This is a genomic window from Salinivibrio siamensis (genome assembly GCF_001996005.1).
GTDB classification, from domain to species: domain Bacteria; phylum Pseudomonadota; class Gammaproteobacteria; order Enterobacterales; family Vibrionaceae; genus Salinivibrio; species Salinivibrio siamensis.
The window spans coordinates 85,513-99,703 of the sequence record NZ_MUFB01000003.1 but is presented as its reverse complement, the minus strand read 5'-3'; the positions used below and the strand labels follow the sequence as shown (position 1 = coordinate 99,703).

Here is a 14,191-nt window from a genome sequence, read left to right as displayed (position 1 = left end):
ATGCGGTACGGGGCACGCATCGCTACCCTATAAAAAGCGATTACTTATCAACGCCGCCGACGTTGCGCACCAACTCTGCAGTGCGCGTGGCATACCCCATTTCGTTGTCATACCACGCATAGATTTTGACCATACGCTTGCCCACCACCATGGTGGATAAACCATCGACAATGGTGGAGCGCTGATCGCCACGGTAATCAATCGAGACTAAAGGACGCGCCTCAAAGCCAAGAATGCCCTTGAGATCGCCATCCGCGGCTTCTTGCAACAGKGCRTTCACCTCRTCRGCRGTGGTATCGGTTTCCACRTCAAAGATCACATCCGTTAGCGACGCATTGGCGAGGGGGACACGCACTGCATGGCCATTAATCTTGCCTTTTAGATCCGGGAAAATTTCTACGATAGCGGTCGCCGATCCGGTGGTGGTCGGGATCAAGCTCATGCCACAGGCGCGGGCACGACGTAAATCTTTATGCGGCGCATCTAAAATCGTTTGAGTATTGGTTAAATCATGAATGGTGGTGAAGGTCGACTGCGCAATTCCCAGTTTTTCATGGATCACTTTCACAATCGGAGCCAAGCAGTTCGTGGTACACGACGCTGCGGTAACGATTCGATGTTTGCTGGGATCAAATATCGCGTCATTCACTCCCACCACAATATTCGCCACACGCTCATCTTTGACCGGCGCAGAGACCACCACGCGCTTTACGCCTTGGTCCAAATATTGTTGCAGCAGATCCGCGTCACGGTGTTTTCCCGTTGCCTCAATCACCACATCGCAGCCTGACCAATCGACTGCATCAATCGCTTTTTCTTGGCTTGTCGTCAGTGTTTGACCGTTAATCTGCACGCGGTTGCCTTCTGCACTCACCGCGTGATGCCAACGCCCTTGTACCGAATCAAACTCCAGCAAATGCGCCAGTGTTTCCGTATCTCCCGCCACATCATTAATGTGGACAAATTCGAGCTCTGGCCAGTCAAACGCAGCACGCAGAGCCAAACGGCCGATACGGCCAAACCCATTGATCCCGACTTTAATTGTCATTGCTTTCTCCTTTACACACAGCAGGTGGGGCGAGACGCCATCTTGGCAAGCCGCGTGAGATCTTCTTGATAAGTGTCTTTTAGGCAGTTGGAGTCCACCAGCCCTTGAATTTGTTTGCGCATCCAACCGGGTAAGTCAGCGGCTAAGCGATAAAACACCCATTGTCCTTGGCGCGTATCAACCAACACACCACTGGCCCGCAGTTGCGCCAAATGGCGTGAAATCTTCGGCTGCGAGGTATCTAGCGCTTCAGTCAGTTCGCACACACATAACTGCCCTTCACGGGCAATAAGCAGTAAACACCGCACACGTGTTTCATCGGCCAATAATTTGAAAAACTGGTGAGGCAACATAGGCTCTCTCATAACGCTTTACCAAATGTACATATGGATATGCATATATTAATAAACCCAAGCATACATGCAACGGTGCCAGGCAGGAATTCATAAAAGCTTCATGTTAAATCGTATAGCGCCGCTTCATCCTTAGCGCGACATTCACCAAGGCAATTAACACGGGCACTTCTACCAGCGGCCCAATTACCCCTGCAAAGGCTTGATCAGAGTGAATACCAAACACCGCGATCGCCACCGCAATGGCTAATTCAAAGTTATTACCGGATGAGGTAAACGCAATTGACGCATTACGGTCATACGGGATCCCCAATTTTTTGCCCACAAAGAAGCTAATAAAGAACATCAACACAAAGTAGGTCACTAGCGGTACAGCGATACGCAGCACATCAAGCGGCAACGCAATAATCGCTTCCCCTTTGAGGCTAAACATCAACACAATGGTCGCCAACAAAGCGACTAACGTCATCGGTGAGACACGTGGCAGAAAGACATCTTCGTACCATTGCTCGCCCTTTTTAGCGACCAGAACGGTACGTGATAGATAACCCGCTACAAAAGGGATACCCAAGTAAATCAGCACACTTTGCGCGATGTCGCCCATGGTGACATCCACCACAAAACTTTGTAGACCCAGCATGGGGGGTAAAACGGTGATAAATAGCCATGCCATCACACTGTAAGTCAGGATCTGAAATAAACTATTCAGTGCCACTAGGGCTGCGCCATACTCTTTGTTACCGCCACTGATATCGTTCCACACCAAGACCATGGCGATACAACGGGCAAGACCAATCAATATCACTCCCGCCATGTAGCCTGGCTCATCACGTAAAAACAGCACCGCCAGTGTGAACATCAGAATAGGGCCTACCACCCAGTTCATGATCAGCGACAGCGTGATGGCTTTTTTGTCGCGCGTGACCGAGCCCAATAAACGATAATTCACTTTTGCCAGTGGCGGATACATCATTAAGATCAAGCCAATCGCCAGCGGCACATTGGTGCTGCCGACCGATAAACGCTCACTGAGGGTCGCCACTTCTGGATAAATCCACCCTATGCTGACCCCTATGGCCATAGCGAGGAAAATCCATACCGTTAAATACCGATCAAGCCAACCCATCTTTTCGGCGGCCGACGGCGCACAGGTTTCAGATTGAGACATAATACAAATCCTTGGTGATTACTGACGTTGAATAACAGGCACCCATCATGATGCGAGAGGTTAACTATTGATGATCCTCACACACCGTTTTTCCCTGCATCACTGGAGTGAAAGGCGAGAGAAGTGAAGGGTTGTTGATAGCGGTAGTGTGCAAAATACCGACCATCCAGTCGGGTAATGCAGGATGAAGCTGATAATAGACCCACTTTCCTCGACGCTCTCCGACAACCAATTGGTGCTTACGTAGCTCCGCCAAATGCCGAGAAATCTTTGGTTGGCTTAGGGCTAACGCCTCCATCAGATCACATACACATAACTCACCATGCTGTGAGAGCAGCAATAGAGAGGTCAGCCGAGTGGGCTCGGATAAAGCCTTGTAAAAACTAAGCGTTTGACACATCTGCATTTTCTCTTTTCAATATATACGATAAATCATATATATGAAAAACCACATGTCAAATCAAACAGCAAGTAGAATAGTGGCTAGAATGACAAACACAGCACTATCGCTATCTCGTTGCGGTCTAAAAAGCCCTTTACATCCGTAAGAAATGCTGTAGTGTGATAAAAGCTCTAGATACGGAGCATCAAAAGACATCAAGTCAAAGTCGAGACAGACCACGCTATTTCCCGCATAGACTCTCTGCAGCAATCCACTTTCGCTTTTTTCCTAGATTGATAACCCGTTAACCCCCCTTTTGCTATCACTCATTGGTAAGTATCACTGTATGGATGGTGATCACTTAATCCAGAGAAACCGACGCATCTGCGCGGCCCATGATGGATAACGACTGAGAGGGCAGAGCAATAATCATTTAACTCATGGAGATAAAATATGGCCGCTACTAACGGCAGACTGCGTCACTGGTATCATTTACGCCGTGCGCAAACACAAACGAAAACCGCTAACAACACAGACAAAACAGTAAGGAGCGCCATTGAAAGTTAACTTTTCACTCCCTAATCTTGCCAACTGGCAGGTCGCGATTCATCAATTTAATGGGGATATTATCCTCAAGCACTTGCTCCATCGCCTACCGACACTATCCCAACCGACGCTACAGTTTGATCCTAGCACCGAGCTTGGCGCCATTTTTAGCCAAGGCGAATGCTTAGGTGAATTCTCTCTTGCGCACTAACGCTTAGACAATATCGCGCGTTTCCATAACCTACAGAGATAGAGGCCGCCTTTCCGTTCATTGAACGAAGCTGGTAAAGTGTCTTGCTATTAACAAGACAACAAAGGCAGCCTCACACGTGAAAATCATTTCATTCAATATCAATGGTATTCGTGCTCGTTTGCATCAATTGCAAGCCTTGATTGAAAAACATCAACCTGACGTGATCGGGTTACAAGAAACCAAAGTCCATGATGACGCCTTCCCGCTCGCGGATGTCGAAGCGATGGGTTACGAAGTGCACTTTCATGGCCAAAAAGCCCACTATGGCGTGGCAATGCTATGTAAAAAGTCCCCTATCAGCGTGCAAAAAGGCTTTCCTACTGACGATGAGGACGCTCAACGCCGGATGATCATGGCGACCTTTGAAGACGAAAACGGCAAGCCAATCACTGTGCTAAACGGTTACTTCCCGCAAGGGGAAAACCGCAGCCATGAAACCAAATTCCCCGCCAAGCGTAAGTTTTATCAAGACTTAATGACCTATTTAGCTGACCGTGATCCGAGTGAGCAGTTGGTGGTGATGGGCGATATTAATATCAGCCCGAAAGACGATGACATCGGCATTGGTGAGCAAAACGCCAAACGCTGGCTACGCACCGGTAAGTGCTCTTTCTTACCCGAAGAGCGTGAGTGGCTGGGCACTCTGATAGACTGGGGGTTTGTTGACACCTTCCGAGCCCTGCATCCTAGCGTGAACGATCAGTTCTCGTGGTTTGACTACCGTTCCCGCGGCTTTGACGATAACCGCGGCCTGCGTATTGACGTGATTCTGGCCACCTCCGATCTGGCGAGCCAATGCATTGATGCAGGCATTGACTACGAACTCCGTGCGATTGAAAAACCGTCAGATCACGCGCCGATTTGGGCAACCTTTAAATCAGCATGATTGATCTGTCGTTGGCGACACGATCAAACGATTAATCTGTCATTCAACGATAAATACCGCAGCATAAGAAGGCTGCGGTATTCGGTTTAGCAATTAGGATAAAATGATGGATTCATCTCCCGATAAACGCTCTATAAAATTGGCCCCCATCAGCTGAGAAGGCGTATAAGTACCACCAACACAACCATTTTCTAGCAGAAAAGAGACAACCTCAATCGCCCCTATCATTGTCAAATGGTAGCCATTTGCCGTTTTAATTCGAGCGGTAGCCTTGTCACCATTAGCGTTAGTCGCTTCACCCCACACATAAGTAGGATAACGCTCCCTGTCTTTATGGCTAGGCCCCTTTACCTTTTTGGATATCCAAAACTTAGCCAAAGACTGTATGATACTCAGCTTAAGTAAAGGACGAATCAGGTTAGCGCGCCGAGCCTGACGAACCATCTTTTCAGAGCTTGGAATATATACATCTATATTCTGTATCCCCGTAGAGTGATAAGCCGTTGATATATCCCCCCAAGGAATAGTCATTGCTAACTTTTCGCCATTGCCAAAGTCAATTTTTTTTACATCGTAGGCCAATGGCACAGTGCGAATAATACCATTTCTTCTAATTTTTCCTCCGTCCGCAAGCCCCTCTATTGAGGTCTTCGCCGTCCCCGGAGAAAAGCCTGAACGCGAATCAAAGCCCAGAGAAAGCTGGGTAGCATCTGGCAAAGCGAACTTCAATATTGCGGCAACACAGTCCGTTGGAATAACATCAAAGCCGACGCCTGGGCAAATCACAGCCCCTGTTTGCCTTGCTTGTTGACTAAAGCTTTGGGCCAGTTCAAATACTGCAATCTCTCCAGTGATATCGAGATAATGCGTACCAAGCTGTGAGCATATATCCATCATGACCTCAGCCGTCGTTGAGAACGGTCCGGCACAATTAAGTAATATATCGATATCTGCAATGTTCTTTTTAACTTCCGCTTTATCAGTTAGGCTAAACGTCTTGCATTCAAGTCCTAGTGCATTCGCCACTTCTATTGTTTTTTGAGGATCTCGGCCGGCTAGGATGGGGGTAAACCCTCTTCTCACTGCCTCTTCCGCAATCAACTGTCCGGTATAACCATAGACGCCATAGATCATCCAGCGCTTTGTCTTTCCTGTCCCAGCCATTATGCCCTCTCCTTTTGACGTTCACTCATTATATTGGCTAAGCCGAGGCGCCACTCTGTCACCCTAAAATCAGGAAAGCGTGCCTTAAACTTATCTGAAACAAACACATTATCTGTCTGGTAACGAGGCAATAGCTCTCTCATATATCTGTAGCGCTTATCAAACCAACTCGCTAAACGTAGTTGAAACGATGTCACCACTCGATAGTGAGGAGATGTGCCAAATACATCCGCCGCTAAGGCAATAAACTCAGAATAAGTTAGTCGGTGATCATCACAAGGCAAGTGCCATGTTTGTCCATACGCATCAGGTGTATTGCCAATCAACGCCATCGCTCGGCTAGCATCTGGCGTATAAATAAGACTTCGTTTCACATCATCACGCAATAATACGGTTGCTCGTTTTCCTTTAAGCAAGTTATCAATGACGGCTGAGTTCGTAATGCTCTGTGTCTTTCCTGGTCCATAAAACTCCGGCGCTCGACAAATGACTGCATTTATTTGTTCTTGTTGCATCGCAGCCAATAGCATTGAGGCTATTTCCGCTCTCACGCGTCCCATCACGCCAATTGGCCGAAAAGGTGTAGATTCGACAAGCGGCGATGCAGTTTGCGGGTACATATAGGTATTATCGAAAAAGACCAAGCTAGCTTTATGAGTGATACAGGCTTGAATAACATTTCGCATTATCACCGGCCACGAAGAAGCCCAAAGCGTCGGGTTCATTGGCAAACCTGCGGTCAAATACACAATACTCGAGCCAGCAACAGCTGCTTTCGTCTGTTCTGAATCAAGTAAGTCAGCAGGAAAGACTTCATCTGTATCGTGAATTTTTTGGGGATGGCGACTAACTAAGCGAATCGACTGGGTATAATCTCGCTTCAAGGCAATTGCCAGTTCACGCCCTATCTGACCGTTAGCACCCATTATTGTTTGCATATATTGACCTCATTCAACACTCCACATTCCGTAGAATTCCTACTCTAAGGTTGAAGTAAGGTTTAAGGTCAAACTCAAATTAGTCGATTATTTTCCTGAATCTTGCTCAGGGTTGGATGATGATAAAACTAATCCTACCCGAGACATCACTCGCTGTGCGTTTTCAGCACAGTCCATGTCATACGGCTTGGCCGCAATATCATTTAACACCGTCTCCAGCTGAGCTTTACTCGCGACTATTTTTCTCTCAAGTTCTGCCAGCTCGGATATTTTGTTTTCTAGCGTGGCTACCAAACTGGCATGATCCCACTGAGAAATATTGCTTGGAAGTAACGTTCTCAGCTCGTCAAGACTAAAGCCAGCTTGCTGCCCCGCAGTGATCATAGACAATACAGTTAGTGCTTCCGGCGGATAACGTCGGTAGCCATTTGACTGACGAGTCACTGTTTTGAGAAGCCCTATGCGTTCATAAAAACGTATACGCGAGGCCGATAATCCTGATCGGCGCGCGAGTTCTCCAATTTTCATGCTGTTATCGCTCTATATAGATCGCAGTACCTCGGCTAACTATAGCATTGAAGATTCGCCAATTTTGCATGTCGGACTAAAGGAGGGATTAATAAGGTGCTAAAAAATAGCACCTTAAATTCTAGCTCAGCGGCCTTAAATGGCGTAGGAAGCGGCGCTCCGCTAAGCGGAACATCCAAAGGATGCTAAATGTCAGCGCCATATAAAACACGCCGGCGGTCAAAAACGACTCGAACGGCGCATAATAGCGAGAGTTCACTATCCGAGCGGCACCGGTTAAATCGACAATGGTGATAATCCCTGCCACCGCTGAGCCGTGGAGCATAAACACCACTTCGTTACTGTACGCGGGTAACGCACGACGCATCGCACTCGGCAACACAATGCGCGAAAAGGCTTTATAGGGGCTCATGCCATAAGCAATCGCCGCCTCGACTTCCCCTTTAGGGAGGCCATTAATCGCGCCACGGATGATTTCCGCTGTGTAAGCGGCGGTGTTGAGCACAAAGGCCACCAAGGCGCAGAACCAAGCGTGCTGCCACAAGCTGTTCTCGACATTGATCACTTGGCTCAAGCCGTAATAAATCAGATACAACTGAATTAACAGCGGTGTACCCCGGAAAAAATAAATAAACGCCCACGCTGGATAACGCCATAAAGGGAATTGCGCATTACGCGCGACCGCGACCGGCACCGCGACCACTAAGCCAATCACCAACGCAGAGGCGACCAGCCATACGGTGGTCCAAAGGCCTTCTAAGTATATCGGCCAGGTTTCGAGTACGAGAGAAAAATCCATGGTCACCTACCGCGTGTGAATGCTAAAACGACGCTCCATCCAGCGTAGTCCCGTGGTCGAGATGCTGGTAAAGAGCAAGAAAATCAGTGCAACGGTAAAGTAAAACGTAAATGGCATTTGAGTTGAGCCGGCCGCCAACGCGCCTTTTCGCACCATGTCATCAAGACCAATAATCGACACCAGCGCAGTGGTTTTGAGCAGCACCAGCCAGTTGTTACCAAAGCCTGGCAGCGCATGTCGGATCATCTGCGGCAGCAAAATACGGCGGGATGCCAAACTACTGCTCATGCCATAAGCACGTGCGGCTTCCATTTCCCCAGCGTCCACCGCCATGATAGCGCCACGGAAGGTTTCCGCCATGTAAGCACCAAAGATAAACCCGATGGTTAGGATCCCGGCAATAAATGGGCTCACATCAATATAGTCAGGTAAATAGGATGTCCAGTCGTGATTGGGGTTTTGACCGGCCATGTATTCGTTAACCCACTCATTGATGCCATACAAGCTGTTGTTCAGCAGCATTTGACCGCCGTAAAAAATCAGCATCATCAGCACCAGATCAGGGATCCCGCGTATAACCGTGGTATAGACCGTCGCTATCCCACGCAGCCAGCCAAATTTGGAGAGTTTCGCCAGTGCGCCCAGCATACCCAGTAGCATGGCAAGACCTAACGAGAGCAGCGCAACCTGAAGGGTCACCCATGCGCCTTCAAGCAGGGACCACTCGTAACCTTTCAAATCAATCATATGATTCGGGCAGCACTTTCATGCTGCCCGCCTGCCTATTACTCGCCGTAAACGTCGTAGTCAAAGTACTTGGCAGCAATCTCGTCATACACGCCTTTTTCACGCAACGAATCGATCGCTTGGTTAAGCTTCTTGGTCAGTTCTTTGTCTTGCTTACGTGTCGCAATCCCAAAGCCTTCACCAAACCACTCAGGGTCTGTCAGTGACGGGCCGATGAACGCAAACTCGTCCCCCCCGTCTTTGTCGAGCAGCCCTTGCTGGAGTGCCGACGCATCGCCAAGGATTGACTCAATACGGCCTGCTTTTAGATCCAGGTAGGCTTCATCAAAGGTGCCGTAACGCACGATATCCACCGAGTCACCATAGTTATCAGTCAGGTATTTGTCGTGCGTGGTCGCACGTTGTACACCAATTTTAACGCCCTCTAACCCCTCTTTGGTAAAGGTCAGATCCGTGCCTTTCTCAGCCACAAATTTATTAGGGATCAGCGCGTATTTGTTGGTGAAGTCAACTTTTCGCTTCCGCTCTTCGGTAATGGACATCGCGGCGATAATGGCATCGTATTTACGTGCCAGCAGTGATGGAATAATGCCATCCCAATCCTGTGCCACAATCTTACACTTTGCCTGCATCTCTTCGCAGAGCGCATTGGCCATATCCACATCAAAGCCTTTCAGCTCGCCTTCGTTAGTGGTCCAGCTAAATGGAGGATAGGCCCCTTCGATACCGAAACGTACGACCTTCCAATCCTTGGCTGCTACGGAGGTTGACCCAACCGCGGCCATTACAGCGGCGGCAACTAGCCATTTTTTCATCTTCCTGTCTCCTGTCGTTTTTACGATGTTGTCAGGGCATTGCCCTATTGCATGGTTATGCTATTGATATTTTTAATAAATAGATTAGTAAATCGATGAAATAAACTGCTGCAAACGCTCTGATTCTGGCGAATCAAACAACTCTTTCGGGTTGCCTTGCTCTTCTACTAACCCTTGGTGCAAGAACATCACATGGTTAGAGACATCGCGCGCAAAGCTCATTTCATGGGTAACCACCAGCATGGTACGTCCTTCCTCAGCCAGTGAGCGCATCACACCCAGCACTTCTCCTACTAATTCAGGATCCAGCGCGGAGGTTGGCTCATCAAACAGCAATACTTCTGGCTCTACCGCGAGTGCGCGCGCAATCGCTGCACGTTGTTGCTGACCACCGGATAAATGGCCTGGGTAGTAATCGCGGCGCTCATAAAGCCCAACGCGGTGTAATAACGCTTCTGCTTCTTCAGTCGCTTGTGCCTTAGGCACACCTAGCACATGCACAGGCGCTTCAATAACATTTTGCAGCACCGTCATATGCGACCAAAGATTGAACCCTTGAAACACCATCGCCAGACGCGAACGAATGCGTTGCACTTGCTTGTCACTGACGGGGATGGGCTCACCGGCACGGTTGTTTTTCATTTTGATCAACTCACCGTTGACCCAAATTTCACCGCCCGTGGGGGTTTCCAGCAGATTGATACAGCGAAGAAAGGTGCTCTTGCCAGAACCGGAAGAGCCGATAATGGAAATCACGTCGCCGCGGTGGGCGTCGAGGGAAATACCTTTGAGCACTTGATGCTGCCCAAAGCTTTTTTTAAGTGATTTTACCTGTAGCGCCACAGCATCCGTCATGCGCTAACTCCTGTCATCCGTGAAATCTGTTGTGTTTGTGGTTAAAGCGCACCAAATGCACTGAGTATGAATTGAAAATATCACCCCTCAACGCAATGAGCAACATTTTGTTAACCTTTAAAGCGCATTCATTATAGTCACTATTACTGCATAAAAAGTCAATCGTAAAATTTACTGCTGAAAAAACCAACAATTGCTTTGTCAGCCATTAGCCGTACTAAACCGGCTTTAACCGAGGTAAGTATAGAAGTTAACTTGAAGAAAGCTGGTTATTTTTATCGTGAAAGCTGACAAAAATTAGCGTTGGAGGGGATAGACGTGCAATTTATTTCATTTCAATGCGATCAGCGGTGCGTAACAAAACTGTGAACACCATAGTTAAACGCCTACTAAAAAAGACAGTGGCGCTTTTAAAGTAGGCAGCCTCTCACCTTATGACAGCCGCGCGTCGCGACGTTTCGCTCGCTTCGCTTTAAGTAGCTCTAAGGTGTCACGCCAGCGCTCGGCAAGGCCGGTAGGATCACGCGCTTCCCACTGTTCTAGCGCATAGTCTGCTAGTGCATAGTCCCCGGCTTTAATCGCACTGATGGATAACCACTGCCACAGCATACGATCATCTTTCAGGCCATAAGAGAGCGCCACTTGCGCGGTATCAATCACTTCCTGCCAATGATTAAGCTGATACGCTAACATCACCTGTAGTTTGAGCGTTTGCTTGTCTGGCTCGCTCAAATTCACTTCACTGATCCGGTTTAACGCCGCCACGCGCTGGTCTGTTTTAATCAAACACTGCACCAGAAATAACTGCTCATCACGAGTGGGTAGCCGGGTCAATTGCTGTAATCCCTGTTGCCAATATAGCAATGCCTGCTGTGAGGCCCCCAGCTCCATTTGCCCGGCGGAGAGAGTCCGGTAAAGGGCAATGTCAGCATTGGCACGCGCTAAATACTGGCGTGCCGCTTGGTGCGAGCCCGCTTTAGCGTGGGCGCGTGCGGCCTGCTCTAACCAACGAGGGGCCACATCGGGTTGATTGACCAACTGATCGAATGTCGCTGCCGCCGCCTTAAAGCGTGATAGCGCCACTTCACTGAGCCCTTTGGTTTGCAGGACAAATGCATCCTCCGCGCCGAGCTTTTTCAGCTGGCGCGCATACTCAATCGCCACGTCGAAACGAGACAGGGCATAAGCAGCCTGCATCGCGAAGCGAGCAGAGGTCGGCTGCAGTGTGTGCTTATCGCGGAGCTGGCGGGCATAGTTCAATACTTCTTCATATTGCTCGACTCGAAACGCCAAGCTAATCACGGCAGTTAACGCATCCGCCTCGCTCTCTTTGCTGAGCGCGTTCAATGCCAATGCAAGACGGTAGGCTCGGTAGGCTTCGGCGCGCTGACCAAGGTAAAGGTGGGCGATAGCCTGCAAACGTTGCAGCTCCGCACGCTCGGAGGGTGCCAGCGCCTGCTGATCCGATGGAGTCAGCAATCTATCGGCCTCGGTGAGCGCATATTGATAGTTGCCGTTTTGAATCGCTGCGCTCACTGTTTCCACCCCCGCGGCCTTGACAACCATAAAAGGGCAAAACAGTAAGACACCCAAGCTCAAACAACGCCACTTTGGCATCAGCATGGGAGAACAAACAAACAGGCGGAACAATCGGCGCACCATAAGGATCCATTTTTAGAGGACAATATATCGACTATAACCTATCTTTTTTATTCACTACAGCGAGCAAGCGGTGGCTGTCTTTATTTATTGACACAGATTCAGGATGCCACCAGGTCCACTTTACATCAGGCGAGTTTATCTTACTGTTTTGTAGCACATATTTGCCGCTTAGATTGGTAATTAAATTACATAAATGCTGGTTTATCGGCGAGACGAGCGGAACACAGGGTCAAAAACCTCGGCACAAGTGGGCGTAGCACGTAAAAAAATTACACGGTAATGATCTAAGTCAACATTCTGCGCCCCCCCTGTTGTTAGCATGCTGATAACGAAACAGAACACGGCCACAAGGCCAGCGTTAACAACACATAAAGACTGGCTAAGCCACTGTTTCGAAAGCGTTTGCTTTCTGTACGACGAGGAAATTATGGCAACACATGCTCAAGACCGCAGTGTGAGTCACGAAGAAAAGAGCGAATATCAAAAGAAGCACAAGCCGGCTTCTTCATTTGCCTCCCGCGCTGACTACCTGAATCACGAACTACAAATTATGCGTCCGCGCCGTTGGGGCTTAAACTTGCCTGGCCGTGACTTCCGTTTTGAAATCGAAGACCTTGTCCCAGCACTCGCGGGTACCATCGGCATTATCGCCATGTACTCTGCTGTGATGATGTCTTGGGCGGATGGTTTAACCGCCGCTTGGGATCACATCACCTTGGGTAAAGCGTTTGCCGTTGAAGTGGCGCGGGTAGAAATGCTTATCCCAGCGCTTCTGTTCTGTGTCCTGTTGTGCGGGTTTATTAACCCACGCGCCAACTTGGCCGGCAACCATGGGCCAATGATTCCACTGGTCGGGACCATCGCGTTAGCAGGTGCTCACCCATTGGCATTGGGGATTCTGATTGGTGCCTTTGGCCTGATACTCAGTTACCTGAAAGGTGGCTCCAAATTAGTTAATTTGACCAGTCAAGGGGTCGCCGGTGGCTTGCTGATTTTCCTTGGCTTTGGTGGTGCAAAAGGCCAGATTGAGAGTCTGCTCGCATGGGGCGCGGCGATTGATATGGGCTATATCTCCATTTTAATTCTCGCCGTATCGATTGTGATCTATGCCTTCTTGGCGCGCATCGGTAAACGCTGGCTCGCGATTCCCGTGTGTGCGGTCACCGGCGGACTTATTGCTACCGCGCTCGGTGCTGGCTCTTCACTGGAGTTCGTTACTCAACCAGGTGTGCCTAACCTCAATCCGGTTTACTGGTGGGGCTCAACCGAGCAAGGCTGGCAGCTAGGACTTCCTAACCTGTCGCACTTCCTTGCCTCTTTGCCATTTGCATTGCTGGCTGTGGCGATGTGGTCGCCAGACTTTCTGGGTCACCGTATTTTCCAGGAACTAAATTATCCGAAGAAAGCCGAAAAAGTATTGATGGACGTGGATGACACCATGACTGGTTGTTCTATCCGTCAAATGGTTGGTGCCTCTGTGGGTGGCGGTAACATCACCTCATCGTGGGGAACCTACATGATTCCGGCGGCGATTGCGCGTCGACCCATCCCTGGCGGTGCCATTGTACTGGGTCTGTTATGTATTGCCGTTGCCTTGATTGGCTATCCTATGGATGTCGCCACTTGGCCACCAGTGATGACCATTGCGCTACTATCGGGTGTGTTCCTGCCCTTGCTTGAAGCAGGCATGCAGATGGTGAAAGACGCCAAGTCGAGCCAGGCAGCCGGTATTTGTATTTTCGCCTCCATGGCTGTTAACCCAGTCTTTGGTTGGGCAGTCACTATGCTCTTGGACAACAACGGCCTTATCGGTGATAAAGAGCGTCCTACAACGCTTTCTACCGTTGACCGTCTGGTGATTCCAACCGCCACAGTGATCATTTGTATTGCTGCCATGTTGGCAGTCGGAATGATTCCCGGCATTCCATCTTTGTTGTAAGAACATTGCCCCGCTTTCGGGCGGGGTATCCGGATAAATCGATGGGTCGCAGGCGTCAGCCATACTGACAAATACGATGACTGAACCTGGTCCCAATACATATCTTTT

The 14,191-nt window shown here is 49.2% G+C and carries 15 protein-coding genes; 3 read left to right on the top strand and 12 right to left on the bottom strand.

The features are described from left to right. Positions 1 to 40: 40 nt before the first annotated feature. From BZG73_RS02850 to BZG73_RS02835, 4 genes are all read right to left on the bottom strand, one after another. A complete protein-coding gene (locus BZG73_RS02850; protein WP_077667525.1) occupies positions 41 to 1,048 on the bottom strand; it encodes an ArsJ-associated glyceraldehyde-3-phosphate dehydrogenase in 1,008 nt (335 codons plus the stop codon). A gap of 11 nt (positions 1,049 to 1,059) precedes the next feature. Next, entirely contained in the window at positions 1,060 to 1,401 is a 342-nt protein-coding gene (locus tag BZG73_RS02845) for a metalloregulator ArsR/SmtB family transcription factor (RefSeq protein WP_077479022.1), read from the bottom strand. A 106-nt stretch (positions 1,402 to 1,507) separates the two neighbouring features. Continuing rightward, entirely contained in the window at positions 1,508 to 2,569 is a 1,062-nt protein-coding gene (gene arsB, locus BZG73_RS02840; RefSeq protein ID WP_077667524.1) for an ACR3 family arsenite efflux transporter, read from the bottom strand. A 64-nt stretch (positions 2,570 to 2,633) separates the two neighbouring features. Continuing rightward, a complete protein-coding gene (locus BZG73_RS02835) occupies positions 2,634 to 2,969 on the bottom strand; it encodes a metalloregulator ArsR/SmtB family transcription factor (RefSeq protein WP_046073638.1) in 336 nt (111 codons plus the stop codon). 538 nt (positions 2,970 to 3,507) lie between these two features. Here BZG73_RS02835 and BZG73_RS02830 point away from each other — a divergent pair. After that, the gene (locus tag BZG73_RS02830) at positions 3,508 to 3,708 is read left to right on the top strand and encodes a hypothetical protein (protein WP_077667523.1); all 201 of its coding nucleotides are present in this window, start codon (positions 3,508 to 3,510) and stop codon (positions 3,706 to 3,708) included. Positions 3,709 to 3,826: 118 nt separating this feature from the next. Then, a complete protein-coding gene (xthA, locus tag BZG73_RS02825) occupies positions 3,827 to 4,636 on the top strand; it encodes an exodeoxyribonuclease III (protein ID WP_077667522.1) in 810 nt (269 codons plus the stop codon). A gap of 93 nt (positions 4,637 to 4,729) precedes the next feature. On the opposite strand, the gene BZG73_RS02820 is transcribed toward xthA, so the two are convergent. From BZG73_RS02820 to BZG73_RS02785, 8 genes are all read right to left on the bottom strand, one after another. Further along, entirely contained in the window at positions 4,730 to 5,800 is a 1,071-nt protein-coding gene (locus BZG73_RS02820; RefSeq protein WP_077667521.1) for a saccharopine dehydrogenase family protein, read from the bottom strand. After that, a complete protein-coding gene (locus BZG73_RS02815; RefSeq protein ID WP_077605874.1) occupies positions 5,800 to 6,738 on the bottom strand; it encodes an NAD-dependent epimerase/dehydratase family protein in 939 nt (312 codons plus the stop codon). The genes BZG73_RS02820 and BZG73_RS02815 overlap by 1 nt, the downstream gene beginning before the upstream one ends. Before the next feature lie 87 nt (positions 6,739 to 6,825). Next, positions 6,826 to 7,266: a MerR family transcriptional regulator gene (locus BZG73_RS02810; RefSeq protein ID WP_077578550.1), complete on the bottom strand. Its 441-nt coding sequence runs from the start codon at positions 7,264 to 7,266 to the stop codon at positions 6,826 to 6,828. Positions 7,267 to 7,387: 121 nt separating this feature from the next. After that, positions 7,388 to 8,065, bottom strand: a complete 678-nt coding sequence (locus BZG73_RS02805) for an ABC transporter permease (RefSeq protein ID WP_046073644.1) — start codon at positions 8,063 to 8,065, stop codon at positions 7,388 to 7,390. Positions 8,066 to 8,071: 6 nt separating this feature from the next. Next, positions 8,072 to 8,812 (bottom strand): ABC transporter permease, encoded by a 741-nt coding sequence (locus BZG73_RS02800; protein ID WP_077667520.1) that lies wholly within the window; start codon positions 8,810 to 8,812, stop codon positions 8,072 to 8,074. A 38-nt stretch (positions 8,813 to 8,850) separates the two neighbouring features. Then, a complete protein-coding gene (locus BZG73_RS02795; protein ID WP_077605873.1) occupies positions 8,851 to 9,627 on the bottom strand; it encodes an ABC transporter substrate-binding protein in 777 nt (258 codons plus the stop codon). A gap of 84 nt (positions 9,628 to 9,711) precedes the next feature. Continuing rightward, on the bottom strand, positions 9,712 to 10,482 hold the full coding sequence (locus BZG73_RS02790) for an ABC transporter ATP-binding protein (protein ID WP_077667519.1): 771 nt from the start codon (positions 10,480 to 10,482) through the stop codon (positions 9,712 to 9,714). A gap of 432 nt (positions 10,483 to 10,914) precedes the next feature. Further along, a complete protein-coding gene (locus BZG73_RS02785) occupies positions 10,915 to 12,018 on the bottom strand; it encodes a tetratricopeptide repeat protein (RefSeq protein ID WP_131826179.1) in 1,104 nt (367 codons plus the stop codon). A 553-nt stretch (positions 12,019 to 12,571) separates the two neighbouring features. Between BZG73_RS02785 and BZG73_RS02780 the strand changes: the two genes are divergently transcribed. Then, entirely contained in the window at positions 12,572 to 14,083 is a 1,512-nt protein-coding gene (locus tag BZG73_RS02780; RefSeq protein WP_046073649.1) for a DUF3360 family protein, read from the top strand. The last annotated feature ends 108 nt before the right edge of the window (positions 14,084 to 14,191 follow it).